The sequence below is a fragment of the Amycolatopsis sp. NPDC057786 genome, assembly GCF_042797905.1.
Classification (GTDB): Bacteria; Actinomycetota; Actinomycetes; order Mycobacteriales; family Pseudonocardiaceae; genus Amycolatopsis.
The window spans coordinates 80424-106785 of sequence record NZ_JBHVKW010000015.1 but is presented as its reverse complement, the minus strand read 5'-3'; the positions used below and the strand labels follow the sequence as shown (position 1 = coordinate 106785).

General features: G+C 69.1%; 24 protein-coding genes and 1 pseudogene. 5 read left to right on the top strand and 20 right to left on the bottom strand.

Annotated elements, in window-relative coordinates; genetic code table 11:
• Positions 1–150: 150 nt before the first annotated feature.
• Complete coding sequence (locus ACFVM3_RS12215; protein WP_378438050.1) at positions 151–597, bottom strand: DUF4396 domain-containing protein; 447 nt, start codon at positions 595–597, stop codon at positions 151–153.
• A 269-nt stretch (positions 598–866) separates the two neighbouring features.
• On the opposite strand from ACFVM3_RS12215, the gene ACFVM3_RS12210 reads away from it, so the two are divergent.
• Entirely contained in the window at positions 867–1886 is a 1020-nt protein-coding gene (locus tag ACFVM3_RS12210) for an autoinducer 2 ABC transporter substrate-binding protein (protein ID WP_378438044.1), read from the top strand.
• Position 1887: 1 nt separating this feature from the next.
• On the opposite strand, the gene ACFVM3_RS12205 is transcribed toward ACFVM3_RS12210, so the two are convergent.
• Both ACFVM3_RS12205 and ACFVM3_RS12200 read right to left on the bottom strand, forming a co-directional pair.
• Positions 1888–3090 carry a DUF6923 family protein gene (locus ACFVM3_RS12205; RefSeq protein WP_378438042.1) on the bottom strand — a complete coding sequence of 401 codons (1203 nt, stop codon included), beginning with the start codon at positions 3088–3090 and terminating at the stop codon, positions 1888–1890.
• A 4-nt stretch (positions 3091–3094) separates the two neighbouring features.
• Positions 3095–3859: a hypothetical protein gene (locus ACFVM3_RS12200; protein ID WP_378438040.1), complete on the bottom strand. Its 765-nt coding sequence runs from the start codon at positions 3857–3859 to the stop codon at positions 3095–3097.
• A gap of 454 nt (positions 3860–4313) precedes the next feature.
• Here ACFVM3_RS12200 and ACFVM3_RS12195 point away from each other — a divergent pair, with 454 nt between their 5' ends.
• Positions 4314–5339, top strand: a complete 1026-nt coding sequence (locus ACFVM3_RS12195) for a family 2 encapsulin nanocompartment cargo protein polyprenyl transferase (RefSeq protein WP_378438039.1) — start codon at positions 4314–4316, stop codon at positions 5337–5339.
• Between the two features lie 55 nt (positions 5340–5394).
• On the opposite strand, the gene ACFVM3_RS12190 is transcribed toward ACFVM3_RS12195, so the two are convergent.
• Entirely contained in the window at positions 5395–6522 is a 1128-nt protein-coding gene (locus tag ACFVM3_RS12190) for a CapA family protein (protein WP_378438037.1), read from the bottom strand.
• Between the two features lie 89 nt (positions 6523–6611).
• Between ACFVM3_RS12190 and ACFVM3_RS12185 the strand changes: the two genes are divergently transcribed.
• Positions 6612–7031, top strand: coding sequence for a hypothetical protein (locus tag ACFVM3_RS12185; RefSeq protein WP_378438035.1), 420 nt, complete (start codon positions 6612–6614; stop codon positions 7029–7031).
• A gap of 146 nt (positions 7032–7177) precedes the next feature.
• Here ACFVM3_RS12185 and ACFVM3_RS12180 read toward each other — a convergent pair whose 3' ends face one another.
• The 6 genes and pseudogenes from ACFVM3_RS12180 to ACFVM3_RS12155 all read right to left on the bottom strand — a co-directional run.
• Positions 7178–8494: a DNA polymerase IV gene (locus ACFVM3_RS12180; RefSeq protein ID WP_378438033.1), complete on the bottom strand. Its 1317-nt coding sequence runs from the start codon at positions 8492–8494 to the stop codon at positions 7178–7180.
• Positions 8481–8804: a transcriptional regulator gene (locus ACFVM3_RS12175; RefSeq protein WP_020634259.1), complete on the bottom strand. Its 324-nt coding sequence runs from the start codon at positions 8802–8804 to the stop codon at positions 8481–8483. Before ACFVM3_RS12175 ends, ACFVM3_RS12180 begins: the two co-directional genes overlap by 14 nt.
• Positions 8801–9430, bottom strand: a complete 630-nt coding sequence (locus ACFVM3_RS12170; RefSeq protein ID WP_378438031.1) for a hypothetical protein — start codon at positions 9428–9430, stop codon at positions 8801–8803. The genes ACFVM3_RS12175 and ACFVM3_RS12170 overlap by 4 nt, the downstream gene beginning before the upstream one ends.
• Positions 9431–9450: 20 nt before the next feature.
• Complete coding sequence (locus tag ACFVM3_RS12165; protein ID WP_378438029.1) at positions 9451–10182, bottom strand: ABC transporter permease; 732 nt, start codon at positions 10180–10182, stop codon at positions 9451–9453.
• The gene (locus tag ACFVM3_RS12160) at positions 10179–11081 is read right to left on the bottom strand and encodes an ABC transporter ATP-binding protein (protein WP_378438049.1); all 903 of its coding nucleotides are present in this window, start codon (positions 11079–11081) and stop codon (positions 10179–10181) included. Before ACFVM3_RS12160 ends, ACFVM3_RS12165 begins: the two co-directional genes overlap by 4 nt.
• A gap of 81 nt (positions 11082–11162) precedes the next feature.
• Positions 11163–11973, bottom strand: a pseudogene (locus ACFVM3_RS12155) (alpha/beta fold hydrolase); the annotation flags it as partial.
• Positions 11974–12208: 235 nt separating this feature from the next.
• On the opposite strand from ACFVM3_RS12155, the gene ACFVM3_RS12150 reads away from it, so the two are divergent.
• Positions 12209–13381 carry a macrolide family glycosyltransferase gene (locus tag ACFVM3_RS12150; RefSeq protein WP_378438027.1) on the top strand — a complete coding sequence of 391 codons (1173 nt, stop codon included), beginning with the start codon at positions 12209–12211 and terminating at the stop codon, positions 13379–13381.
• Positions 13382–13456: 75 nt separating this feature from the next.
• On the opposite strand, the gene ACFVM3_RS12145 is transcribed toward ACFVM3_RS12150, so the two are convergent.
• From ACFVM3_RS12145 to ACFVM3_RS12125, 5 genes are all read right to left on the bottom strand, one after another.
• Complete coding sequence (locus ACFVM3_RS12145; RefSeq protein ID WP_378438025.1) at positions 13457–15184, bottom strand: aminotransferase class V-fold PLP-dependent enzyme; 1728 nt, start codon at positions 15182–15184, stop codon at positions 13457–13459.
• Positions 15181–15948, bottom strand: coding sequence for an amino acid ABC transporter ATP-binding protein (locus ACFVM3_RS12140; RefSeq protein ID WP_378438023.1), 768 nt, complete (start codon positions 15946–15948; stop codon positions 15181–15183). The genes ACFVM3_RS12145 and ACFVM3_RS12140 overlap by 4 nt, the downstream gene beginning before the upstream one ends.
• Complete coding sequence (locus ACFVM3_RS12135; RefSeq protein ID WP_378438022.1) at positions 15941–16840, bottom strand: amino acid ABC transporter permease; 900 nt, start codon at positions 16838–16840, stop codon at positions 15941–15943. The genes ACFVM3_RS12140 and ACFVM3_RS12135 overlap by 8 nt, the downstream gene beginning before the upstream one ends.
• Positions 16827–17795, bottom strand: coding sequence for an ABC transporter substrate-binding protein (locus ACFVM3_RS12130; protein WP_378438020.1), 969 nt, complete (start codon positions 17793–17795; stop codon positions 16827–16829). The genes ACFVM3_RS12135 and ACFVM3_RS12130 overlap by 14 nt, the downstream gene beginning before the upstream one ends.
• A gap of 288 nt (positions 17796–18083) precedes the next feature.
• Positions 18084–19301, bottom strand: coding sequence for a glycosyl hydrolase family 8 (locus ACFVM3_RS12125; protein WP_378438019.1), 1218 nt, complete (start codon positions 19299–19301; stop codon positions 18084–18086).
• A 142-nt stretch (positions 19302–19443) separates the two neighbouring features.
• On the opposite strand from ACFVM3_RS12125, the gene ACFVM3_RS12120 reads away from it, so the two are divergent.
• Positions 19444–19845: a PPOX class F420-dependent oxidoreductase gene (locus tag ACFVM3_RS12120; RefSeq protein WP_378438017.1), complete on the top strand. Its 402-nt coding sequence runs from the start codon at positions 19444–19446 to the stop codon at positions 19843–19845.
• 78 nt (positions 19846–19923) lie between these two features.
• Here ACFVM3_RS12120 and ACFVM3_RS12115 read toward each other — a convergent pair whose 3' ends face one another.
• From ACFVM3_RS12115 to ACFVM3_RS12095, 5 genes are all read right to left on the bottom strand, one after another.
• On the bottom strand, positions 19924–20463 hold the full coding sequence (locus ACFVM3_RS12115; protein WP_378438015.1) for a TetR/AcrR family transcriptional regulator: 540 nt from the start codon (positions 20461–20463) through the stop codon (positions 19924–19926).
• Positions 20463–22028 (bottom strand): long-chain-fatty-acid--CoA ligase, encoded by a 1566-nt coding sequence (locus ACFVM3_RS12110; RefSeq protein WP_378438013.1) that lies wholly within the window; start codon positions 22026–22028, stop codon positions 20463–20465. Before ACFVM3_RS12110 ends, ACFVM3_RS12115 begins: the two co-directional genes overlap by 1 nt.
• Before the next feature lie 68 nt (positions 22029–22096).
• A complete protein-coding gene (locus tag ACFVM3_RS12105) occupies positions 22097–23299 on the bottom strand; it encodes a GTPase (RefSeq protein WP_378438011.1) in 1203 nt (400 codons plus the stop codon).
• A complete protein-coding gene (locus tag ACFVM3_RS12100; protein ID WP_378438009.1) occupies positions 23296–25062 on the bottom strand; it encodes a dynamin family protein in 1767 nt (588 codons plus the stop codon). Before ACFVM3_RS12100 ends, ACFVM3_RS12105 begins: the two co-directional genes overlap by 4 nt.
• 123 nt (positions 25063–25185) lie before the next feature.
• Positions 25186–26262, bottom strand: a complete 1077-nt coding sequence (locus tag ACFVM3_RS12095) for an IniB N-terminal domain-containing protein (protein WP_378438008.1) — start codon at positions 26260–26262, stop codon at positions 25186–25188.
• Positions 26263–26362: the final 100 nt, after the last annotated feature.

Here is a 26362-nt window from a genome sequence, read left to right as displayed (position 1 = left end):
CAGAACCCGAAACGCCACTCACGACCCCGGCGACCGGAGGCGAAGGCTCCTTTCACCGCGTCAGACGCGGCGAAGGGAGCCTTCACCCCACCGCCAGCCCGCGAACAGAACTCGCAGGACGGCACTAGGCAACCTGTGCCCGGAGAGCGTTCAGTGCGCGTGGTGGCCGCCGTGACCCTCGTGCTGCGCGTGGACCTTCGCGTGCCCCAGCCCGCGCCCGATCATCCACTTGTTCACCGGCACCGTCAGCACGAACGCGACGGCCAGCGCGAACGCCAGCGCGCCCCAGAACAGCAGGCTCGCGAGCCCGGCCTCCATGGCACCCGGCACCACCAGCATGACTCCGTTGTCGACGATCTCCATGACCGCGATCGACACGGTGTCGGCCGCCAGCGCCACCTTCAGCGCGGTGCCGAACGGAAGGCCCGACTTCAGCACGCCGCGCATGGTCAGCGCGTAACCGAAGACGAAAGCGAGCGCCACCGCGAGGATGATCGTCGCCACGTTGCCGAGGCCGAGCGCCGTGCCGATCACCATGCCGAGGACCTCACCGATCGCACAGCCGGTAAGGCAGTGCAGGGTCGCCGACGCCGCCATCGACCAGCTTGCTCCATGCCTCGTCTCGTTCATGCGAACACCATACCCCCCACCCGTATAAACGGCCCAGTGACCCGCGTCTCGCGGTCGCTCACCGTCACCCCCGTAGGCCGACCCGGTAATCAGCCCAGGTCGATGAACTCACTTCCGTAACCCTTTGCGCTCATCCGGTTGACCGGGGTAACCGAAGACCCCTAGTTTCGCCGGAGGTCTCCACCGCGCGTAGACCGATCGGCTGGTTCAGGTAGTTCCGTGACTATGGGGTGGAGATGCGAGGGCCGACGAAGACGCTCGTCGTTGCCACTGTGCTCGCTTGGGGCATGGTGTTCGGGCTGACCGGCTGTGGCGGTGGTGAAGGGCCGGCGGAGACGGCGGCGAAGCCGATCCGGATCGCGTTCGTACCGAAGGTCGCGGGCATCCCCTACTTCGAGGCGATGAACACCGGCGGGCAGGCCGCGGCCAAGCAGCTCGGTGTCGAATGGACCTCGATCGGCCCGGTCACGGTGGACCCGGCTGCGCAGGTCTCGATCGTGCGCGGCCTCGTCGACCAGCAGGTGGACGTCATCGCGATCGCGCCGAACGATCCGAGAGCGATCGCCCCCGCGATCACCGAGGCGCGGGCCAAGGGCGTCCATGTGATCACTTCGGACACCGACGCGCCCGGCACCGATCGCGAACTCTTCGTCAACCAGGCGACCCCGGAGGGCATCGGCAAGGCGCTCACCGACGCCCTGATGAAGAAGATGGGGAACGCGGGCAAGTACGCGATCGTCTCCTGCGGCGAGACCGCCGAGAACCTCAACGCGTGGATCGCCGTTCAGCGCGCGTATACCGCTACGCAGTACCCCCATGCGCAGCTCGTCGAGACGGTCTACGCCGGCGAGGACAAGGACAACGCCACCGCGCTGGCCAAGGGGCTGATGGCCAAGTACCCCGACCTCACCGGCCTGGTCGGCGAATGCACGTCCTCCGCGCCAGGGGTCGCCGAGGCGGTGCGGTCGCAGCAGAAGATCGGCCGGGTCTTCACCGTCGGCGTCGGGACGCCGCAGGCGATCAAGCCGTACCTGCTGGACGGTTCCGCGTCGCTGTCGGTGCTGTGGAACGTCGAATCGCTCGGCTACCTCACCGCGTGGGCAGGCAAGCAGATCGCCGAGGGCAAACGGCTCAGCCCGTCGAACAAGGTCAACCTCGAACTCCCCGCGATCAAGTACGAGGAAGCGACGAAGACCGTACTCCTCGGCGACCCGCTGCTCATCACGCGCGAGAACGTCGACCAGTTCAAGTACTGACTCACCGGCCCCGCCGGACGGCACCCGCCGCCGCGCCGCCACCGACGATCAGCACCAGAGCGGTCAATCCCCACCGCCGCTTCTCCTTCGTACGGGCAAGCGAATCGGTCTCCGCCGCTTCCTCCTTCCGTTCCCTGGGCGCGGCGGTACGAGACGGCTTGGGCACGGAAGCGGGCGGCGGGACCGCCTGAGGCGCCGGAGCGGGCGCTGGACTCGACGACGGCGTCGGAGAAGGACTCGAACTCGGCGACGAAGGCGAACTGGGCGAAGGCGTAGACGAGGGGCTGGGGGACGGAGTCGAAGAAGGCGTCGAGGTCCGAGGGGGAGTCGGCGCGGGCGTCGGAGTCGGTTGGGGCGGCTCGGGTTTCGGCGGCTCGGGCGCGGTGAGGCAGCCCGCGGCGTCCGAACCCGCCAGCGGCGGCCCCGAACGCACCACGGTCACCTGCCCGCCGCGATCGAGGCGGTAAAGCACGCTGCGCCCGCCGATCCGGTTCGCCATGGCGTACAGGGCGCCGTCGCGGCCGAGCACGACCGAGCCGTAGACGTCGGCGGGCGGGAAACGCGCGTCTTCGGCTTCGCGGACTTTGCCGGACGCCGGATCGATGGTGATCACGGCGCCCTTTCCGCGCCAGGTGGTGGACACGCCGTAGAGCAATCCGTTGTGGTACGCGAAATCGTTGACATCGTGAGCGAGCGTGATCGGCCGCAGGAACACCGTCCTGATCACCCGCAGGTAGCGCTCCCCCGACGACAAGTCCACTGTGTACAGTGTGCCGTTCCTGAGCAGGTACCAGGAGTTCCCGCCGATCGCGCCGGCGGTCACCCCGGCGACGGGGCTCCACACCGGCAGCCGGTTCCCGGCACGGGTGATCGGCCCGAGGTCCTGGGTCTTCCCGTCACGGTCGATCGTCACCGCGTGCGCGCCCCGGCCGAGTCCTTCCGCGACACCGAATACCAGGTTCCGCGTCGCGGAGTAGCCGAGCGCGTTGAGCCGGTAGCCCGGCTCGGTCACACGTGAAGTGGTGCCCGATCCGGCGTCGAGCCAGCGCAGCTTCGACTTCCCGTGCGAGCCGGTCTCCGCCTGCACCACCAGGCAGGGCTCGGCGGCGCGCGCGGCCATCGGGGCCAGCAAGGCCGATGCCCCCACCAGGCCGGCGACGGCCACCGTCGCCGCCGTCCGCGTCACCCGGTCCACAGTGCGCACCGGTTCAGGCGATCCTCGCCAGGGCGGAGGTGAACGCGTCCGGCGGGATCCGCACCCCACCGCCGAACGGGTTCTGGAGCTGGTAGATCGCGAACAGCAGCAACGTGACCGTGCCAGCCAGGGTGGACACGATCACCAGGTGCGCGGCCAGCCGGGTACCGCCGAACAGGTTGGGCAACAGCGCCGAGACGAGGCTGCCGAGAATGAGCGCGAACCAGACGACGCCGCCGACCCGGCCGCCGACGACCGCGTTGAGCCGGTCCTGCCGGGCTTCGTAGACCTGCCAGAGCTGGGTGGACGCCTCGGCCTTGCGCTCACGGACCCAGTCGTCGTCGGAGGGGGCCTTGTCCACCGCCTTGCGCAGGTTGTCGAGCTGCGTCCAGCCGAGATCGGGGAGGCTCGTCTGTCCCCCGGCCATCAGCGGCCACTCCTTCCTTTCGACCGTGGTGATGTACTCCGCGCTCAGCCTCCGCACTTCGTCCTTGACCTCGGTCCCCAGCGAATCGGCGGCCCAGACGGCGGCGACCAGGCTGTCCGCCTCGTGGTACGAGCCCTCGCGCGCCGCGCTCGCGGAGTCGAAGAGCGAGATGAGGATGAACGCGACCAGGACGGCGTGCAGCCCGCCGACGATGGTGAACACCTGGCCGGCGGCGTCGTTGTTGTCGGGCCGTCCCTCGTCCCAGCCGAACCTGCGGACGAGGTAGCCGACGAGGCCCGCGAGGGCCGCCGCGCCGACGACCCAGGCGATGCCGGTCAGGTAAATACCCATTCGCGTCCTTCCGACGGAGACTGCTGAAGCTAGTTCACCCTTACACAAGCGAAAAGACCGGTTGAATCAATTCATACCAGTGGCGGAAGAGCCCTAGCTGATCATCACCGGCTCGGCCGAATTTCTCAGCACTCGAAACAATTTCCGACACACGCCGGAAAGGCGCGTCACCGGTCGGAGAGTATGGCTTCACGACCGAGTGAGCAGCCACCACGAGACGTCACCGACCTCGCCGTAGACCGACATTTCAAGCAGCTCCGAGGCTCGAACGGCCGCCTCCAGCTCACGCGTCCGGGGCAGTCGGGCAAACAGGTGAACCTCTCCGTAGACCCGATCGAGTTGTTTGTCCGGGCATTACCCCTTGCTATGTTGACTTTGCCACTACCCCACTCCAATGGGTATCCACGAATTGCGAAGAACAGCAGTTCACCGGGTCGACAGGAAAGGGAGTCCGTTGACGACCATCGAGACCCGTACCGGAGCCCGGCCTGCCGGTGAAGTGCTGACCTGGAGCCGGATTCTGCTCGACCCGGCCCTGCGCGAGGCCGTCGACGGCCTGCCCGAATCGATGCGGCTGATCGCCGGCTACCACTTCGGCTGGTGGGACGAACACGGACGTCCGTCCACTTCGGACAGCGGGAAGGCCTTGCGGCCCGCGCTGGCGCTGCTGTCGGCACAGGCGGTCGGCGGGCACGCCGAGATCGCCGTCCCGGTGGGTGTCGCGGTGGAGCTGGTGCACAACTTCTCACTGCTGCACGACGACGTGATGGATTCCGACACCACCCGGCGGCACCGCCCGACGGCCTGGACCGTTTTCGGCACCGGCGCGGCGATCCTCGCCGGGGACGCCCTGCTGTGCCGGGCCTTCGAGGTGCTGGCCCCGTTCGGGCAGACGGCGCTGCGAGTGCTCAGCACCGCCGTGATCGACCTGCTGGAGGGCCAGAGCGCCGATCTGAAGTTCGAGGAACGCGGTGACGTCGACACCGCCGAATGCGTACGGATGGCCGAAGGGAAGACCGGCGCGTTGCTCGGGGCGTCGTGCACGCTCGGGGCGCTGGCCGGGGAAGGGAGGCAGGATCAGATCGACCGGCTGACCGAGTACGGGAGGGCACTCGGGCTGGCGTTCCAGCACATCGACGATCTGCTCGGGATCTGGGGAGATCCGGCGGTGACCGGCAAACCGGTCCACTCGGATCTGTCCAACCGGAAGAAGTCCCTGCCGGTGGTGGCCGCGCTCCACTCGGGGACGAACGCCGGGCGAGAACTGGATGCCTTGTACCGCAAGGAAAACCTCGACGCCGCGGAATTGCCCCACGCGGCCGAGCTGGTGGAACGGGCGGGCGGCCGGGCTTGGAGTCAGGAGCAGGCCGACGCGCTCCTGACCGGCGCGCTGCACCATCTCGCCGTCTCGAACCCGGTGCCCCGCCCAGGCGCCGAGCTCGCGGCCCTCGCGAAACTGGTGGTACGGCGACGGTATTGAAGGCGGGCGCGGTAAGGCAGGGGTGGGTGGGATGAGCCCACCCCTGTCCCTCTGGTCAGCGGCCGGGGCGGGTCAGCCCCCGGTCGCCCGCGCCGCGGCTGAGGACGACTTCGTCGGTGGCCTTGAGCGCTTCCGCGCCGGCGTTCCCGCCCTGCCCCGCGGTCAGGTCGAGCAGGCGGATGGGCGGGCCGAGCTGGACCAGCGTCGGGACGTATTCGGCCTTGTCGACCTTCCAGCGTTCGCCGTCGCGCACGAACCGGAACCGCGCGGCCGCGCCCTGTTCGGTCGAACCCTTCGGCTCCGAATGGCGGGCGACGCTGTTGCCGAGGCCGTAGGCGACCCACTTGCCGTTGATCTGTTCGAAGGGCTGCACGACATGCGCGTGATGGCCGATGATCAGGTCGATCGAGTCGTCGCCGAGGAGTTTCTTCGCCAGTGAGCGCTGTTCGGCGGTCGGGTCGTGCTGGTATTCGGTGCCCCAGTGCAGGCTCGCCAGGACGACCTGCGCGCCCGCCTTCCGCGCGGCCTTGGCCTCGGCGATCACGTCTTCGGCGTCGATCTGGTTGACCAGCCACGGTTTGCCGGCGGGCACCTTGATCCCGTTGAACCCGTACGAGTAGGAGAGCTGGGCGACCTTGACGCCGTTGACGTCGACGATCAGCGGCTTCTTCGCCTCTTCGGCCGAACGCGCCGAACCGGTGTGCTTGATCCCGGCCTCGTCGAGTTCGTCGAGGGTCCTGGTCGCGCCGTCCACGCCCTGGTCGATCGTGTGGTTGGACGCCGTCGAGCAGTTGTCGTACCCGGTGTCCTTGAGCGCGCCGGCGAGCTCGGGCGGCGCGCTGAACGACGGGTAGCCGCTGTACGGCCCGCCCTTCGGCGCGAGCGGGGTCTCGAGATGGCAGATGCCGAGGTCGGCGCCGGAGATCAGCGGTTTGATCCCGGCCAGCAGGGGCCGGTAGTCGATCTTGCCGCCGCCGTCCGCCTTCGCCTGCTCGGTCAGCGCGGGGTGGATCAGCACGTCGCCGGTCGCGACCACGGTGAACGACCCGTCCGGCGCCCGGCTCGCCACCGGCGCCTCGGACGGGGCGGGCGGCTGAGGCTGTTCCGGAGCGCTGCTACACCCCGCGAGGAGGAGGGCGGCGCCGAGGAGGGCGGTGGTCTGGCGGGCACGCGAGCTGAACATCTGTTCCCTCGATCGGGTGAAGGTCCCTCCATCCTGCCTTACGGCCGGTCACTGGACAGCGTCACGCCTGATCGCGGAGTATCGCTGCCATGTCCGCGCACTCCCGGTGGGGCCTGATCGGTTTCGTCGTCGTCGCGTTCTGGGTCACCGCCGCGTGCGGTTCGTCGCCCGACCGGACGACGGCGGACGACACCGCCGGGGCGATCGCGAAGGCGATGACCGACGGCGCCAATCGCGCGCTTCTGGCCTTGACCTGCCCACGCACGCCGGACAAGCCCGCCGCTCCGGACGAGCTGGTCTCCGGCGAAACGCCGGTCGCCGTCGGCAGTGTCGACCAGAAGGGGCAGGCCGCCATGGCGGTCCTGAACGACCAGCGGAACGAGAAACGCGCGTACGGCGTGCTGCTGATCGAAGGCGACGACGGGAACTGGTGCATCTTCGGCTTCCGCAACTGCCCGCGCGACGTGAAGGTGACCAGCGCGAACTTCGTGACGGTCTGCCGCGGCTGACTCGGGACGATCCGTTGTGATCGAACGCCGCACTCACGTGATCAGAGACGTAACTCGCGTGCTCAGAGGCCGCACACCGTGATCGCCCTCCAATCACGCGAGTTCGCTCTTCGATCACGCGAGTTACGCGTTCGAGCACACGTCCCTCAAGCCAGGCAGTCGCCGGGCTCTCCCCGGCGCAGCGCCGGGTCCTCCTGCGGGAAGGTCCGCGCCACCCCCGGCCCGCTGGTGCGCGTCTCGAACCGGACGGTCACCCGTCCGTGGCCCGCGCCCTGCACCCACCCGGTTCCGTACGACTCGTGCACGACGTCGTCCCCTGGCCGCCAGCTCGACGACACCACCGGCGCCGGCGCCGGGGCGCGCTCGACCACGGGCGTCTCGGCGGCCGGGACCGACAGGGTGAACAGTGGATCCTGATGCGGCACCGAAAGCCCGGAGAACGCCACCCCGGCCAGGCGCACCCCGCCGAACTCGGTCGGATCGATCAGCAGCCGTTCCGCCATCGCCGCGAGCTGGTCGAACTCGTCGGTGGGCGAGGCCATCGTCTCCGACCGCGTCACGGTGCTGAAATCGGTGTGCCGCAGCTTCACCACCACCGTCCGCGCGACCCGTTCGGCGTTGACGAGGCGCCGGTGCGCGTGCACGGCGAGGTCGCGGACCTCGCGGCGCAGGCTCACCAAGTCGATCAGGTCACGGTCGAACGTCGTCTCCGCGCTGACCTGCTTGAGCTCCGCGCGGTCGGACACCGGCCGGTCGTCGACACCGGTGGCCAGCCGCCGCAGGTCACGCCCGACCACACTGCCCAAAGTGGACACCGCGTCGGCGTCGGAGAGCGCGGTCAGCTGGCCGAGCGTCCGGACTCCGATCGCCCGCAGTTTCCCTTCCGCCACCGGCCCGATCCCCCACAGCACCCTGGTCGGCAGCGGCGCGAGGAAGTCGCGTTCGGTGCCCTGGTCGACGACGAGCAGCCCGTCCGGTTTCGCCAGATCCGACGCGACCTTCGCGACCTGCTTTCCCGACGCCGCCCCGATCGACGCCACCAGGCCGATTTCCGACCGGATGTGCTCCCGCAGGCGCGTACCGAACTCCCGCACCTCGTCCGAGGAGGCACCGGCCAGTGAAGGCGGTTCCGCGAAGGCCTCGTCGAGGGAGATCCGTTCCAGCACGGGCGCGTACTTCGCGACGAGGTCGAACACCTGGGTGCTCAGCAATTCGTACAGTTTGAACCGCGGCGGCAGGATGACCCCGCTGGGCGGCAGCAGCCGACGGGCCTGCGACATCGGCATCGCCGATTTGATCCCGTGTTCGCGTGCCTGGTAGCTCGCCCCGGCGACCACGCCGCGCGGCCCCGCCCCGCCGACCAGCACCGGGCGGTGCGCGAGAGTCGGCCGGGTCAGCTGTTCACAGGATGCGTAGAACGCGTCCATGTCGAGGTGGATGACCCACCGGTCATGCCCGCCCATCGCCTGGCACCTCGAGAAGACGATGCAGGGCCTTCGTGTACTCCTCGAACGCGGCCCGGCCACGGGTGGTCAGCTCGACCAGTGTCACCGGCGTGCGGTGCTCGAACGCCTTCGTGATCTCGACGTAGCCGGCGTCCTCGAGTTTGCGCAGATGCGTCGACAGGTTGCCCGGTGTCATGTCCAGCAGTTGCTGCAGCCTCGGGAAAGTGATGCGGTCCCCCGGCCCCAGGCTCGACAGCGCCACGGTGACCCGCAGCCGCGCCTGCGCGTGGATCACCGGGTCGAGCTGGGGCAGCCCGTCTTCGCTCATCGCGCTCGCACCAGGAAGACCAGCGACGCCACCAGGAAGCCACCGCCACCCGCGAGGCTCAGCACGAGGAAGTTGTGCGGTCCCCCCGCCAGCACGCTCGCCGCGCCGCACGCGATGATCCACACGCCGAGGCCGTACTGCAGTCTGCTCTGCCACAGCATGCCGCCGGCGAGGTACATCAGGCCGGTCAGCATGAGCGAGGTCCCGGACCACAGCAACGGGATCAGGTCGGTGTCGAGGCCGAGGCGGATCAGCGCGGTGTTCACCACGGCCAGCCCGCCGAACGCGATCATCCAGCTCCACCCGTACATCGCCCCGACGAGCCGGGACGGCCCGCGCACCCCGCGGCCGGTCCGGATGCCGTAGATCGCGGAATACACCATGGCACCGGCGAAACCGGCGACGGTGATCGCCCCGGCGGCCCACAGCGGCATCAGCGCGGTCGGCGGGGCGGAGAGGTAGATCAGCCCGAAACCGAACAGCCACACCAGTCCCCAGACGGCGAGCAGCACCGCCGGATTCGGGCCGATCTCGCGCCGGGTCTTCTCCGCCTGCGTGGCGATGAGCGCGAGCGACTCCTCGGGCGTCATCGGCCGCTCGTCGCCGTCCCGTTCATCCTCCACCACTTCGGAAAACTAACACGCGTTCACAGTCTCGCCGTGTCGAGCCGGAACCTCGCCATCACCACGAGCGCGGGGATCACGAGCCAGGCCGCGAGCACCCCCACGGCGGTCAGCGTGCCCGGACCGCCGAGCACCGGCGCGCGGCCGATCTCGCCGAGCCAGTATGTCGGCATGAGCTGCCCGGCGGTGTTCATCCAGCCGGGCAGGACCTGCAGCGGGATCCACAATCCGCCGAACATGCCCAGCGGCAGCATCAGCGCGCCGGTCACCGCCTGGACGGTGTCGCCCTTGCCGAACAGGCCGATCATCAGGCCCAGCACGGCGAAGGGCAGCGTCCCGAGCCAGAGCGTGCCGAAGATCGTCAGCCACTGGCCGGTTTCGAGGCGGATACCGCGGATCATCCCGGCCGCGAAGATCACCAGCAGGACGGGCAACGCGACGAACAATCCCGCCGACACCTTGACCATCAGATAACCCGGCGCCCGCATCGGCGTCAGCCGCAGGGTGCGTTGCCAGCCGTCGGTGCGCTCGGTGGCGACGCGGGTGCCGGTGAACAGCGCGGCGGTCATGGCGCCGTACGCGGCCATGTTCACCATGGTCACCGTCGCGGTCGAGATCCCAGGAGCGATGTCGCGGGCGCCGAAGATCCCGCCGAACAACAGGAACATCGCCAGTGGCATACCGATGGTGAACAACGCGAACTGCGGGCTGCGGACGATGCGCTTGATCTCCAGCGCCAGGTAGTTGAGGTTCATCGCAACGCTCCTTCAGCCACGTCCGTGGTCAGCGCGACGAAGGCTTCTTCCAGTCCCACGGCGGTGATTTCGATGTTCGAGGCGAGCGGGAACTCGCGCAGCAGGCCGCGGATGGCGGCGTCGGAATCGGCACAGCTCAGCTCGGCGTGCCCGGCGCGCAGCATCGCGCGCGACACCCCGGGCAACGTGGCGAGCGTGGCTTCGGTGGCATTCGGGACGACGGCACGCAGCACGCGTCCGGCGACCGCGGCCCGCACCTCGCCGACCGGACCGTCCGCGACCACCCGGCCGTGCCGCATCAGCACGACACGGTCCGCGTAGTCCTCGGCTTCGGCGAGGTAGTGCGTTGCGAAGAGGACCGTGCGGCCCGTGTCGGTGTACTCGCGCATCGACGCCCAAAACCGGCGCCGTCCGTCGACGTCCATGGCGGCGGTCGGCTCGTCGAGCACGAGCAGGCCCGGATCGCCGACCAGCGCGAGCGCGAACCGCACTCGCTGCTGCTCGCCGCCGGACAGCTTCCCGCAGCGGCGATTCGCGTATTCGGTGACGCCGGCGCGTTCGAGCACCTCACCGACCGGCAGCGCGTTCCGGTGCAGCGAGGCGAACAGGCCGACGAGTTCGGTGACCGTCGCGTCCCTCAGCAGCGTCCCGTTCTGCGCCATCGCGCCGACCATCCCCCGGTCCATCGCCTCGGCCGCGCTGAGCCCGGCGACCCGGACCTGACCGGCGTCCGGCCTGCTCAGACCCAGCAGCATGTCGATGGTGGTCGATTTGCCCGCGCCGTTCGGCCCGAGCAGCGCCACCACCTCCCCCGGTGCGGCCCGCACGCTGACGTCGTCGACGGCCAGGACGTCGCCGAAGCGCTTGACCAGCCCCTGGAGGCTGAACGCGTCCGCCATGACTTTCCCCCTTCGAGCACTCTGAAACACAAAGCTCACATCCACTTTGTAACACAAAGTCCCCTGCCGTGGAAACCCGGAGTCGGATGGCTTGCGCTCGTCGAAGACCTGCTTCACCGCGGCCTGGGTCTTGCCGAGGTGATAGACGCCGTCATGCGAAGCGACCCAGCCGAACCAGATGTCGAGGTTGACGTCGAACGCCACATCCTGGTTCAGATTGGCCTCGTACCAGACGGTGCGAGGGTCCACAGTGGAATCGAGGACCATCCGGCGGACGTGCCGTGGGAACAACGTCCCGTAGACCTGGCCGAGGTAAGTGCCGTAGGAGTACGCCGAGCGACTTGCGGATACTTTCCATGTCCTTGACCGTGTCGGTCGTCTTGATGTTCTCCAGCAGCGCGCGGCTGTTCTTCTCCGCGCACGCGTCGGCGCAGGACTTCGAACACTGCAACCAGGTCTGCTCCAGCTGCCGCGTCGTCGGCACGTAGTTCGGCCGGTTGTAGTCCATGTAGTTCGGGACGCAGGAGAGCGCGGGCTTGCTGGAGCCGACGCCGCGCGGGTCGAAACGACCCAGTCGTAAGCGTCGCCGGCGTGGTTCGGCACGCGCGTCCCGCGGGGTCGCGAGCAGCAGCCCGGAGCCGCCGGGGTTGGTGAGCATGACGCCCTGGTACCGCGCGTCGGGCGTCTTGTGCTTGACGCGGCTGAGCACGAGCTGGATCTTCTCGCCGCACGGCCGCGAATAGTCCAGTGGGACGGGCAGGTAGCCGCATTCGGCACCGGCCTTGATCAAGGTCTCGTCGGTACAGGCGCCCCGGTCGATCGTCTCGGCGGGCCGCGTCTCTTCCGCCGCGACGTCGGGCGCGGTCACCGCGCCCGGCGTATCCACGTCCATGACGTGCGGAAGCCTTCCGGCGAAGGTCCTACCAACGGCGGGTCCCGATCGCGGCGAACCGGGCAACCCGTTAATCCCTTGGGCGGTCTCGCGGGGTCCGTTAGGCTGTCGATCATGATCTACTTCATCCGCATGCGCACCGCCTGAGACGGCGTGACCGCAGGGCCTCCCGCGATCGGGAGGCCCCCTTTCTGCGCGCCGTCTGACGTTCGTTCACGAATTCAGACAGGACATCATGCAGAACAAGCACATCGCCATGATCGGCAGCACCGCGCCGAGTCACATCTATCCGTCGCTGGCGATCATCCGTGAGCTGGTCGCTCGCGGGCACCGGGTCACCTACGCCGTGGGCGAGCCGCTCACCGGGTTGATCGAGCCGACCGGGGCCGAGGTCGTCGCGCACCCGTCGATCCTCCCGCTCGGCGACCAGGCGGCGTGGCCGGAGGATCCGGCGTCGCAGATGCGGGTCTTCCTCGACGAGGGCATCCAGGCGATGCCGGTGCTCACCGATTTCTACGACGAGAACCGCCCGGACCTGCTGCTCTACGACATCGGAGGGCTCCCGGCTCCGCTGCTGGCCAGGCGTTACGGCGTTCCGGCGGTACAGCTTTCGCCGACCTATGTCGCCTGGGAAGGCTACGAGGAGGACATGGGCGAGATGCTGACCGCGATCCGGACCTCACCGTCCGGAAAGGACTATTTCGCCACGTTCACCCGATGGCTGAACGAGAACGGCATCGAGGCCGACGCCTGGGACTGGATCTCCCATCCACCCCAGGTGCTCGCGCTGCTGCCGAAGGCGATGCAGCCGAACGTCGAACGGGTGCCGTCCACGGTCCGGTTCGTCGGCCCGGCGCTGGACCCGGAACGCCTCGCCGACCGGAGCTGGGCCCCGCCGCCGAGCGGCAGGAAGGTCCTGCTGATGTCGCTCGGCACGGCGTTCACCGACCAGCTCGACCTGTTCCGCGCTTGTGTGGACGGGTTCCGTGATTCGGACTGGCACGTGGTCATCTCGATCGGTCAGACCGATCCGGCCGCGCTCGGGCCGCTGCCGGGGCACATCGAGGTCCACCCGTTCGTGCCGCAACTCGCGGTGCTGGAGGCCGCGTCGGCGTTCATCACGCACGCCGGCATGGGCGGCAGCACGGAATCGCTGTGGTACGGCGTGCCGACCGTCGCGATCCCGCTGGCCACCGACGGTTTCGGCAACGCCGCGAAACTGGCGGAACTCGGCGTCGGTGAGCAGCTTCCGGCCGACGAGGTGACGGCCTCGACGTTGCGGGCCGCCGTCGAGCGGGTCGCCGGATCGCCTTCGGTGGCGGCGCGGCTCGCCGAGGTGCGGGCCGAGACGCGCGGGAACGGCGGCATCGACAAGGCCGCCGACGCCGTGGAGTCCTTCCTCGCCTAGCCCCCGAACGCTATGAAAGGTCCTTTCCTTGCAAAATTTGCAAGGAAAGGACCTTTCATAGCACGCGCGAGAGCCTCAGGTGCCCCGGATCTCGTTCAGGTAGTTGTAGATCGTGTACCGCGTGACGTCGAGTTCCCCGGCGAGGTGGTCCACGGAGTCCTTGATGAGGAAGAACCCCGCCTCGTCCAGTTCACGGACGACGGCCGCCTTGTGCCGCTTCTTCATCAGGTCCACCGGGATCCCGGCCTTCGCCACGGCGCGCCCGACCAGGAACCGCTGCAGGCTGTCGACGTCCGGCGGGAACGTCTCGGGTTCGTGCCCGTCGGCCTTCGGCGCGCCGTCGGACAGCCGGTTGACGCACAGGCAGCCGATCGCGACCCCGTCGACGTCCCGCAGGAACAGCGTCGACGAGCGGATCGCCCGGCCGTCGGGGCCGTGGGTCTCGTAATTCGTCAGGTCCTGCGTTGTCCCGCGACGGACCAGGCCCAGCAGCAGATCCGTCATCGGCCCGCCGACCGTCCGGCCGGTGAGGTCACCCGCGATGGCGACGATCGAGTCGGGCAGCCTGCTCAGGTCGTGCAGCAGGACTTCGTTGCCCGGCCCCAGCATCGCCGCGAGCGCGTGCACCGCCGGGACGAGCGCGGTGAGCAGATCCCCCGAAGCCGCCGATGCGACGACAGGCGCCTCTAGAACGCGAGCCGGCTTCTTCAGCCGTTCCAACGCCGAACGCACCTGTTCCGCCGCACTCGCCGGAGTCGACGCGTGCGGCGACAGCCGGACGTGTTCGGGTCGCACGGTCGCGGCGATCCCGGCGCTCGCCAGCGCGGAACCCACCTGTTCGGCCGCGTGCCCCGGCAGGGTGAAGGCGAGGATCCCCGCCCGCCGGTCGACGGCCGAAACTACTTCCCCGCCAACGGATTTCACGGCCTCTTCGAGTTCGTCGACCCGTTCGGCGATCCGTCCGGCGATGGCTCCGACGCCCGCTTCCTCGACCAGCTCCAGCGCGGCCGCGAACGCACCCGACGTGATCGGGCTCAGATTGGAGATCGACCACGAGGCCGCGGTGTCGTCGGCCGGATGGATCTCGTCGTCGAACAGTCCCGGATCGCGGGCGCCGGTCCAGCCGGACAGGATCGGCTCCATCCGCTCCAGCGCGCGGTCGGACAGCACGGCGAAACCGGTGCCCCAGCCCGCCCGCAGCCACTTCTGCCCGCCGACGACGAGCACGTCCGCGACCTCCCACGGCGCCTCGGTCACCCCGAAGCCCTGGATCCCGTCGACCACGAGCAGCCGGTCCCCCACCGCCTCCCGGATCGCCGCCAGATCGGCGCGGTACCCGGTGCGGAAGTCGACCGCGCTCACGCTGACCAGCGACGTCTCCGGCGTCAGCGCCGCCTTGACCGCGTCCGCGGTGACGTTCCCCAGCGGCAGCCGCCGCACGGTCAGCCGTCCCGCCTGTTCGGCGCGCGCCCACGGGTAGGTGTTTGCCGGGAACTCCGCCGCCGACACCAGTGCCTCGCCGCCTGGCGCGTTGAACGCCGCCTGGAACAACCCGAGACTGGTGTGCGGCAACAGCACCGTGTGGTCGGTGTCGCTGCCGGAAAGCCGCGCGGCGGCGGCCTTGGCCCTGATCTCCTGCCGCATCAGGTCGTCCACAGTGGACGGACCGGCCTTGGTCGAGGCGTCCAGCAGGCTCGCCGTCGTGTCGAGCACGGCGTGCGACGGCGGGCCGAACCGCGCGAAGTCGAGGTACCCGGCCGGCTCGTCGAACTGCAGCAGGTACCGAGGGGAGATCCGCGTCATGCGAGGACCCGTGCCAGGAACTGCCGGGTCCGCTCGTGCTTCGGAGCGCTCAGGATCTCCCCCGGCGGCCCGGTCTCGACGACCATGCCGTCGGCCATGAACACCACCTCGTCCGCGGCCTCGGCCGCGAACCCCATCTCGTGCGTCACCACGACCATCGTCATCCCCTCCGCGGCCAACGTACCCATCACCGCCAGCACCTCGCCCACGAGCTCCGGGTCGAGCGCCGACGTCGGCTCGTCGAACAGCATCAGCTTCGGTTTCATCGCCAGCGACCGGGCGATCGCGACCCGCTGCTGCTGCCCGCCCGACAGCTGCGCCGGATAGGCGTCGGCCCGGTGCGCGAGGCCGACCCTGTCGAGCAGTTCGAGCGCCTGCTCTTTGGCCTCGTCCATGGGGACACCGAGCACTCGCACCGGCCCTTCGACGACGTTCTGCAGCGCCGTCCGGTGGCCGAACAGGTTGAACCGCTGGAACACCATGCCGATGTCGCGCCGCTGCCGGGCGACCTCGCGTTCCTTCAGCTCGTACAGTTTTCCGTTGCGCAGCCGGAAACCGATCGGCTCGCCGTCGACCCAGACCTGGCCGGCGTCGATCGTCTCCAGATGGTTGACACAGCGCAGAAAGGTGCTCTTGCCCGCGCCCGACGGGCCGAGCAGGCAGACCACCTGTCCTTTGTGGACTTCGAGGTCGATTCCGCCGAGCACCTCGGTGTGGCCGTAGCTCTTGCGGACGCCGACGGCTTTGAGCAGCGGCTCAGACACGTTCACTCCTCACCAGCGGCGCGGTGCGCAAAGCCTTGGCAGCACGGGAGAACGCGTTCTTCGACCGGTCTTCGGAGTCGAAGGCGCGCTCCAGATAGTGCTGGCCGACCCCGGCGACGGTCACCACGACCATGTACCAGACGGCGGCGGCCAGCAGCGTCTCCATCACCAGCAGGTTGTTGGACGAGATGTTGTTGGCGGCGTGGATCAGCTCGGTCACGCCGATCACCGACGCCATCGACGTCCCCTTGAGCATATTGATGAAGTCGTTGCCGGTCGGCGGGATGATCACCCGCATCGCCTGCGGCAGCACCACGCGGCGCAGCGTCGCGCCCGGCGACATCCCGATCGACTTCGCCGCCTCGGTCTGTCCACTGTCGACACTGTTCAACCCGGCGCGGACGATCTCCGCCATGTACGCGCTTTCGTTGAGCGCCAAGCCCAGCAGCGCGGCGGTGAACGCGGTGATCAGCACGTTGGTCTGCTCGTGCAGCAGGTAGCCGCCGAACGGCAGCGGAATCGAGATGACCTCGAAGACCAGCGCCAGGTTGTACCAGATCAGGATCTGCAGCAGCACGGGAAGCCCGCGGAACAACCAGATGTAGCCCGCCGCGAACCAGCGCGCCACCGGATTCGCCGAGCGGCGCATCAGGGCGATCACGATCCCGATGACGATCGCCGACCCCTGCGCGATCACCGCGAGCAGCACGGTGTTGAGCAGGCCGACCGCCATCACCCGATACCACAGGAACTCCGGGACGGAATCCCACTGGATCTGCGCGTTCGCGAGCGCGATCCCGAGCAGGACCAGCAGCGCGAGGATGACGACGGCGCTGACCCAGCGGCCCCAGTGCCTCAACCGGACGATCGGCAGTGGCTCAGCTTCCGCCATTGAGCTTCGCCTCCTTGACCGCGCCTTGCTCGACGCCCCACGCCTGGAGGATCTTGCCGTAGCCGCCATCGGCGATCAGCGACTGCAACGCCTTCTGGATCGACTCCGCGAGCGGCTTGTTCTCCTTGTTGACGCCGATGCCGTACGGCCCGCCGTTGATCGGCTCGCCGGGGACGACCTCGAAGAACTTGCCCTCGCCCGCGGTCCGCGAGATGTACACCGCGCTGGGCAGGTCGTTGAGGATGGCGGCGACCCGGCCGGTGCGGAGCTGGTTCTGGTTCTGGGTGTCGGAATCGGTCGCGGTCACGGTCAGCGCGGGTTTGCCCGCCTGTGCGCACTTGCCGTTCTGCTCTTCGGCGAACTTCTGGTGGCTCGTCCCCTGCACGACCGCGACGTTCTTGCCGCACAACGTGTCCGCGCCGGAGATCTGGTCGGGGTTGCCCTTGCGGACCATGATCGTGATACCGGAGGAGAAGTAGTCGACGAAGTCGATCTGCGCCTGGCGGGTCTTGGTGTCGTTCATCGCGGCCATCGTGAGGTCGACGCGGCCGGACTGGAGGCTGGTGATCAGCGAACCGAACGCCATGTCCTGGTGGTGCACGGTGACGCCCAGCTTCTTGCCGATGGCCTTGGCCAGGTCGACCTCGTAGCCGATCGGGGTCTTGCCGTCGGCGGCGTAGAAGTTGTTGGGCGCGGACTGCAGATTCGAGGCCAGGTGCAGCATCCCGGCCTGTGCGTACTTCGCGGGCAGGGTGCCGGCGACGGCGGCGTCCTTCTGGACCGACTCGATCAGCGCGGTCGTGTCCGGGATGGCGGCGGGCGCGCCGGGGGCGGCGGGCTCCTGGCCACCGGCACCGTCGGGCCCGCCTCCGCAGGCCGCGGTGACGAGCGCGACCACGCCGGTGAGCACGGCCAGGCGCCAGGTTCGGGTCAGGGTGAGCGGCGTCGACGGCATGACGGACCTCCACGGGGGCTTCAGGTGGTCGCCGACGCTACAACTGGCTGTTGAAGAGGTCAACAACCAGTTGAAATTCTGTCCGGTGGATGTCCGTTTCGCACGTGAAGGTCGAGTTCCCTCGGCTGAGCCGAGGGGAGGGAGCCTTCACGCGCGCTCGCTGCAACTGCTGATGCAGGTGAGGCCAAGGCAGTGAAGGCCTCCTTCCCTACCCTCAAGGTAGGCAAGGAGGCCTTCACGGACCCTGGATCAACCGCAGCCGGAATCCACAGAGGTACCTAAGTCACGTCAGACCGCGACGTAGTTCCCCGACAGGATGATCAGAACCTGCACGGTGATGCCGGTGCCGTAGTAGTCCCTGGCGTTCGGCGACCAGGTGGTGATCGACGTCCACAACTTGTCGAGCCAGGCCTGGCTGCCGGGGTCGTTCATCGCCGCGATGGCGAACGACGCGGTGAAGCAGGGATGCTGCCCCGACTCGCCCGGCAGCTTGGAGCCGGACAACGTGTAACCGGTGGTGATCTTGGCCGGGTTGCCGCCGGTGTTCTGCTGGATCCAGGTGTTCATCTTCCGCACCTGCCCCTGCGCCGGGCTGCCCGAGACGGTGATCCCGTCGACACCGAGCCGCCACGGGTCACGGCAGGCGTTGTAGCCGTAGTGCGGGTCGTGGTCCTCGAGGAATCCGTCCGGAGCGGGCTTGGGAGTGGAGTTGGTGTTGACGACGAAGTCCGGAATCAGGCCGGTCTTCGGCGCGTACTGCTGCTGCAGCTGCGTGACCGCCTTCTCCTGCCGGGTCCGGACCTGACCCCAGAAGGAGTCGCCGGTCGCCTTCTCGAACGCGCGAAGGTGCCCTGGCATCCAGTCCGAGGAACGCGAGCTGTTGATGTACTTGCCGCTGTCGGCCCAGTCCGCCAGCCGCATGAACTTGGTGTCGGGGTTGACCTCGCTGCGCTTGATCGCCTTGATGACGCGCAGCGCCTCGGCCTTGTAGTTGACCGAACCCCCACTGCCCCACACCTTGTCGGCGAGGAGCAGGCCGTACGCGATCTCAAGGTCGCCGTCGGTCGCCGCGTCGCTGCCGTTGACGCTCTGGCAGCTCTCGTTCTGCTCGGCGGCGTGCAGATCCTTGTCGATCACGGACGGGTGTGCCTTCACGAACTTCAGGATGCCGTCGAACACCGTGCGCGCCTGCGGGTCCTTTCCCGCCATCATCGCCGCGATGGTCATGCCGTAGCCCTGACCCTCGGCCACGAAGGCGTGGTCGGCGTCCGGCGCCTTGACCGCGTAAGTGCCCGCTCCGCACCTGGTGGTCAGGAAGTTCTTCTTCCAGTAGTCGTAGTACTTGGCGAGCGCCGCGTCCTGCGCCGACTGGGCGACGGACGGGCGCAGAACGCCTGGCAGGTAAGGGGTCCCCTGCGTGGTCACCGCGGTGGCGGGGGTGGTCGTGGCGACCAGCCCGGCGGTCAGCGCGGCCGCGGCCAGCACTGTCCGAACGGTCTTTCTCATCGGCTCCTCCGGAAACGTCGTTGATGGCGGCGGCGCGTTTCGAGAGTGACAGCCGGGTCGGGCAAAAACAAGAGAGTTAAGAAAGTTTCCTTACTATTACCTCAAAGGACGCCTTCGTGACGCGTACTTTAGCGTTGGCGGCATGACGATCGACCTGAGCACGCGCGGCGAGCCTTTCCGGGACTTCTGGACCGAACGGCATCTCGCCACCCTGACCACGGTTCGCCCCGATGGGACCCCGCACGTCGTCGCGGTGGGGGTCACGGTGGATTTCGAGACCGGGATCGCCAGGGTGATCACGTTCCGCTCGTCCAAGAAGGCCCGGCTGATCAAGGAAGCGGGCGAACAGGGCATTCCGGTCGCCGCCTGCCAGATCGACGGACCTCGGTGGTCCACTTTGGAGGGACGAGCCGTGTTGCGCGAAGACCCGGATTCGGTGCGCGACGCCGAGAATCGCTACGCCGCGCGCTACCGGCAGCCCAAGCCGAACCCGGAACGCGTGGTCGTCGAGATCACCGTGACCCGGGTGCTCGGCAACGCCTGAAGGGGCTGAAGGGGACTTTCCCCTCGTCTCACGCGGTGAAGGGCGCTTTCACCGCATCGCATGCGGGGAAAGCGTCCTTCAGCCCCCGAGCACCAGCCGGGTGTATTCGTCGAGGATCTCGCCGAGGTCGGTGAAGCCGCCCGCCGAGGCCACCTGCTGATACCCGACCAGCATCGCCAGCCCGAGCGAGGTCACGACCTCGGCGCGGCGCCGGTCGGGGATCAGTTCGGCCACCACCTTCCCGACCGTCTTCACCCGAGCGTCATCGACGCGTTTCTGTGCCACGCGAACGGTTTCGTCGTTCGCCGCCCAGGCACGGATGGCCGCCTCCGCCCGATGCCGGAGGCCTCGCGTCAGGCTCATCAACGCGGCGAAATCCGCCTCGGGGCCGCCCGAACCGAAGTCCAGCTCCCGCAGGATCCGCACCTGCCGCTGCGCCCAGAACTCGAGCAGCGCGCCGACGAAACCGGGCCAGCCGCCGAAATGGTGGTAGAAGGATCCGCTGGTGACTCCGAGGCGTTTGCCGAGCGTGCCGACATTGAGCCCCGCGAACCCGGACTCGGCGAGGATGTCCAGCGCCGCGTCGAAGTACTTCTCGCGGCTGACGATCGACGGCATCAGACGGCCCGTTCCCGCCCTTCCCAGTACGGGCGCCGCAAGGTGCGCTTGAGGATCTTGCCGGTCGCGTTGCGGGGCAACGCTTCCACGATCTCGACCGTACGCGGGCATTTGTAGTGCGCCAGGCGTTCCCGGCTGTACTCGACGAGTTCGTCGGCGTCGACCCGCCGCCCGGGCGCGGGCGCGACGACCGCCTTGATCTGCTCTCCCCAGCGCTCGTCGGGAATCCCGATGACGGCGACCTCCCCGACCGCGGGATGTTCGGCGAGGACCCGTTCCACTTCGGGCGAGTAGACGTTCTCGCCACCGGTGATGATCATGTCCTTGACGCGGTCCTCGATGAAGACGAAGCCGCCGTCGTCGACCCGGCCGACGTCGCCGCTGCGGACCCAGCCGTCGACGATCGTCTCCGCGGTCGCCTCGGGTTTGCCCAGATAGCCCGCCATCGCCTGGTCGGTGCGGAACCACAGCTCACCCGGCGTCCCCGGTTCGACGTCTTCCAGGGTCGCCGGGTCGACGACGCGCATCCGGACCGCCGGCAGCACCGTGCCCGCCGACGCCAGCCGCTCCGGCCGGGCCGGGTCGCGGTGCGCCTCCGGATCGAGCGCCGTCACCACGCCCGACAGTTCGGTCATGCCGTAGACCTGCACGAACCTGGTGTCCGGCCAGGCCGCGAGCGACTTCCGCAGCAACGGGAGCGGCATCGGCGACGCACCGTAACCCAGGTACTTCAACCGCGAGAACGCGGCGACGGCCTGCTCCCCCGCCTGCATGATCCCGGCGACCACGGCCGGCACCAGGAACGCGTGCGTGACGCCCTCGGCCAGCGCGCCCAGCAGGGACTTGCCGTCGGGTTCACGGGTCATCGTCGTCGGCTGCCCATAATGGAAACCGATGATGGCGTAACAACTCCCGCCCACGTGGAACAGCGGCATCGCGACCAGGTTGCGATCGCCGTCTCCCATCGGGAACTGGGCACCGGCGTTTCGGCTGTGCGCCAGCAGGTTCCGGTGGGTCAGCACCGCACCCTTGGGGAAGCCGGTGGTACCGCTGGTGTAGATGATCAACGCGCCGTCGTGTTCACCGACCTCGGGAGACAGCCCCGCGGGCTCCGCCCCGGCCAGGAAGTCCTCGTACTGGTCGTCCTCTCCGCCGACGACGATCACCCGCTCGACCGACGGCAGCCGATCACGCAGCACCTCGACGGCGGCCAGTGATTCCGGACCGGCGAAGACGATCCGCGCGCCACTGTCGCCGAGCACGTACGCCAGTTCCTCCGGGGCGAGGCGCCAGTTGACGACCGCGTTCGCCGCCCCGAGCGAGGACGCACCGAAGGTCACCTCCAGACAGGCCGGCGTGTTCTTGTCGACGAAGGCGACCCTGTCGCCCCTGCCGACCCCGGCGGCCGCGAGCGCACCGGCGACCCGCCTCGCCCGCTCGTCGAGTTCGGCCCAGGTGAGCCTCCGTCCCTGGAACGAGAGGGCTTCACGCTCGGGGATCGTCTTCGCCCAATACGCGAAAAGCTCACCGAGAAGCCGTACATCCGGACGCGCGTCGTCGGGCATGCCGGACCCCTTTCGCCTGGTCAGAGCCGCCATAGAGAGGTCTATGGTGACTCGGGGACCGGCAGGCGTCAAGCCACGAACAGGCTGAGCAGCCCTTCGACCGAGCGCACGATCACCCGGGCGGCCGCGCGTTCGGCGTGCGCGGCGTCGGCCCGTTCCGCCTCCTGCCGCCACCGGACGAGCGCGCTTTCCGCTCCCGCGTGGATCTCGGCCGGACCCGCGTCCGGTTCGAGACCGAGCCGCTCGGTGGGCGCGAGTCCCTGCGCGCCGAGCAACCGGACGGCCTCCTCGGCGACCTCTCCGGTCAACGCCGTGCGGCCGCCGCGGATACCGGCGATGAGCCGGAGCTCCCGGAAGTCGTGCGCCGCCGCGGCGAAACGCTCCACGCGCGCGGCGAGCCGGTCGCCGTGCGGAAGGGGTTCCGCGGCGAGAAGGCCTTCCAGCCGCACCACCGCCGTGCGCGCCTTCAACGCCTCGGCCCGCGCGACGAAGCACCCCGCGAGCGTGTCCCTCAGGTCGCCGAGACCGCTGCGGTGCACGAGTTCCGCCGAGAGTTTCAGCCTGTTCTCGCAGCCGGTGCGGATCAGGGTGATCGCCAGCCGGACCCCGTAGAGCCCGAACCGCGACACGAGGTGCTTCCTCGATTCCGGCGGGACCCCCACCGGGAACGGATCGTCCACAAAGGAATCGACGGAGAGGAGATACCGCTCCAGTTCCGGCCGGGAGACCGACGCCAGCGCGCGCAGCACCTCGAATTCGTCATCCCGCAGCGCTCTCCCCGCGTAGCCCAGTTGCCCGGCGACCGCGATGACTCCCTGGAATCCCGCGCAATCCGGGTTCTCGCGCCAAGCCCGCCGTGCCAGCTGTTTCGCGGTGAGCAAGGCGTCGATCCGGCCCGCGCCGACCTCGTCCGCCCTGCCGAGCACCAGTACGGAGTTCACCGCCGTCTGCCGCGCGAACGCCGAACCGCCCACCGGCCGGGTGCCCGCGAGTTCGTCGGGTTCGAGATGGCGCACCAGCCGCACCGTCGCGTCGACGTGTTCGGCGGGAGCCGGAGTGTCGAACAGCTCGATTTCGCGCAAGGCCCGCGTCGGCCATTCCGCGAGCGCGGAGACCAAAGTGGACTTTCCGGTACCCGGTGTGCCGGTGAAGCCGACCCGCAGCGGTTCTTCCAGTCGCTCCAGGCATTCCAGCAGCATCGACACCGCGTGCGGGCGATCCCGGTAGTGCGCCGCGGCTTCGTTCAGGAGTTCCCGGACGTCGGCGGTCACGCCGAAAGCTCCCGGCGCGGCGTGGCGCCGGTGCCGAGCGCCCCCGCCTTCCGGTGCAGGGCGGCGAGGCGGTCGATCTCCTTCTTGACCCGCTGGGTGCGCCGGTCCCGTTCGGCGGATCCGGCGATGATCAATTCCCGTTGCCGCGTCAGCTCTTCCGACAGCTGGTCGGACACCGCGGCGAAATGGTCGCGCAGGCGCCGCTGCACCTGACGGACCTCGTCCTTGATCTCCTTGCTGAACCGGATGAACACGTCGTCGACGTGACGCTGCGCGGCGGCCTTCGCCAGCGCCTGACGTCGCTGCAGCCGCGTCCCGCCCTCGTCGCGCACGCTTTTGGTCGCGAACGCGACACCGGCGCCGAGCGACACCGGGTTGATCAGCGGCAGCCCGGCGAGGCTGGTGACCAGGCCGAACATCAGCACGCCGCCGTAGGAACCGCGCAATCCGGTGAAGAGTTTCTGCCCGATCTTGAACCGCTCGATCTTGGGCGCGCCGACCTCGGGGATCGAGTCCACTCCGGACCCGGTCAGCGGCAGTTCCGGCGCCTGTCCGTAGTGCGGCCCGAAGGTCGAGGCGACCGCTTGCGCGATCCACTCCGACCGGTCGGACACCCAGTTGTAGTTCGTCTCGACGGCCTCGGCGAGATTTTCTTCCAGCCAGGTCTGGAAATCCGGCCAGATCTGCACGGGATCGCCTTCGTCGAAGGTGCGGTCGATATGCCGCACGATCATCCGCGTCCGCTCACGCAGGTCGTATTCGGCGTCGGAGATCAGGTCGGTGATCTCGTCCGACAACATGTTCTGCCAGCGGACGTTCTGCCGTCGCAGTTCCTCGGCGCGCCGTTGCGCCTGGTGCAGCAGCGTGACCTGGTCGACCCCGTTGTCCTGCGAGACCGCGTTGAGCCGTGTCTGCAGTGTCTCGACCAGTTCGACCGCCGCCGCGCGCACGCTCACCGCGGCGGCGAGGGCGCGGGTGCGTTCGATCGGGCGCGCGGCCTGCTCTCCCACCCAGTTCAGCAGTTCCGGGAAACCGGACCGTCCGTTGAGGACGGCGTCACCGGCCTTCGCGGCGGCCTGGCGCACCGTCGCGGAAACCGGGAAGACGTCGGCGACGACACCGGTCTCCGACAGCGCGGCGCGATTGCGGGCGGCGAGTTCCCGCCAGTCCGGGCTCACGTCGATCTTGGTCAGTGCCAGCACCAGCGCCGGGCACCAGGTGCGGATATGCCTTGCCAGCGCGAGTTCCGCGGGCTGGAGTTCCTGCGTCGCGTCGGAGACGAGGATCACCGCGTGCGCGTCGGCGAGGACGTCGAGGGTGGCGGCGGTGCGCGGCGATCGGGGATCCCCTATCGCCGGGGTGTCCACCAGCACCAGTCCCGTGCCGAGCAGTTCGCGCGGCAGGCCGACTTCGACCCGGCGCAGGGAACCGGGCGGCCGGACTTCGAGTTCCTTGGCCAGGTCACCGACCGGCACACTTTCCCTGGCGTGCCCGACCAGGGTCGCGGCGGGATCGGCGGCGTACCCGATCTCCGTGGGAACGGCGGGTGTACTCGCGTCCCCGACCGCGCAGACCGGCGCGTTCAACAGCGCGTTGAGCAGGTAGCCCTTGCCCTGCTTGGGAAAACCGACCACCGCGATCCGGGTGCCCGGCGCTCGCTCGTCTCGTCTGCGCCGGAGGCGTTCGGCCAGGTCGGCGCGACCGTGGGCGGCACAGGCGTCCAAGGTCTCGTTGAGCACGTCGAGCCAGGCGGGGGCTGTCACGGGGATGCAGTGTTCCCTTAACCAAGCGCGGAATCAATGTGGCATAGGCCAACAACGCCGTGCGGGCCCCGCGACCTGGTGCGGTCGCGGGGCCCTGACACACAGAGCTGAAAAATGTTCGTATCAGCCGATGTGGATGTCGTTGTTCGACGCGATGTCGCCGGTGCCGATGTTGACGTCGCCGATGGTGCCGATGGTGCCGGTGACGTCGGAAACCGTGTCGTGGACCTCGGTGACGCCCGCGTGGTTCGCGACGTTGGCGACGTCGTTGGCCACGTTGCCCGCGACCTCGCCGGTCACGTCGCCGTGGTTGTTGGCGACGTCACCGTAGTTGTTCGCGACGTCGTGCACCTTGGTGGTGACGTCCGCGACGTCGACGTGACCGATGGTGCTGGTCAGGTCGCCCACCTCGGAGAGGAAGTTCGGGGCGTCGCCCGCGCCACCGTCGGTACGCGGCAGGTCACCGGCCAGGTCGCCGACGGCCGGGACCGAGTCGACGGCCGGAACCTGGACGGCGTCCACGGCCGGGACCTCGGGGACCAGGCCGGTCGCGGTGTCGACGGCGCCGTTGGCGATGTCGCCGGCCTGGCCGACGGGCGCGGCGTCGAGGCCACGAGAAAGGTCGTCGGTCAGCGCGAAGCTGCCGACGGTGTTCTGCGCGAGGGCGGTCACGCCGGCGGCGGCGTTCGACACGTCGGTCACGTCGGAGACGGCCGGGACGGCGGGCAGACCCGGGACGTCGACCGGCAGGTCGCCGACGGCGGGCACGGCCGGGACGGCGGGCAGGCCCAGCTCCGGCAGGCCCGGCACGGCCGGGACACCCGGGAGACCGGCCTCGGGCAGACCCGGGAGGGCGTCGGCACCGGGGACGGCGACCGGCAGGCCGGCGGTCAGCGCGGTGAGCTGGTCGATCGCGCCCTGGACGCCGTCGGCGCACTCGCCGTCGGTGGAGTTCGCGACGCCGCCGAAGCCCGCCAGGTTGTCGGCGGTGGCCGCGGTGTTCCCGGTGAGGCTGGTGGCGGTGTCGACCGGCACGAAGTCGAGCACCAGCGGGACGACCTCGTGCACGTCGGCGGCGTTGATGTCACCGAGGCCGGCGTCGGCCAGCACCTGCTGCGGGTCGTTGGCGAACGCCGCACGGGCCGCGGTGTCGTTCAGCAGGTTCAGCGTGAAGTCGTGCAGGGTCTGGACGGAACCCATGAAAGAACTCTCCTGGAGGTCTAGGTCGGTGGGGCTCGCACAGCGGCCGGAGGGCACGGCTGAGCGCAGGTCACCGAAGTTAGTGAGCCGGCGCCATCGG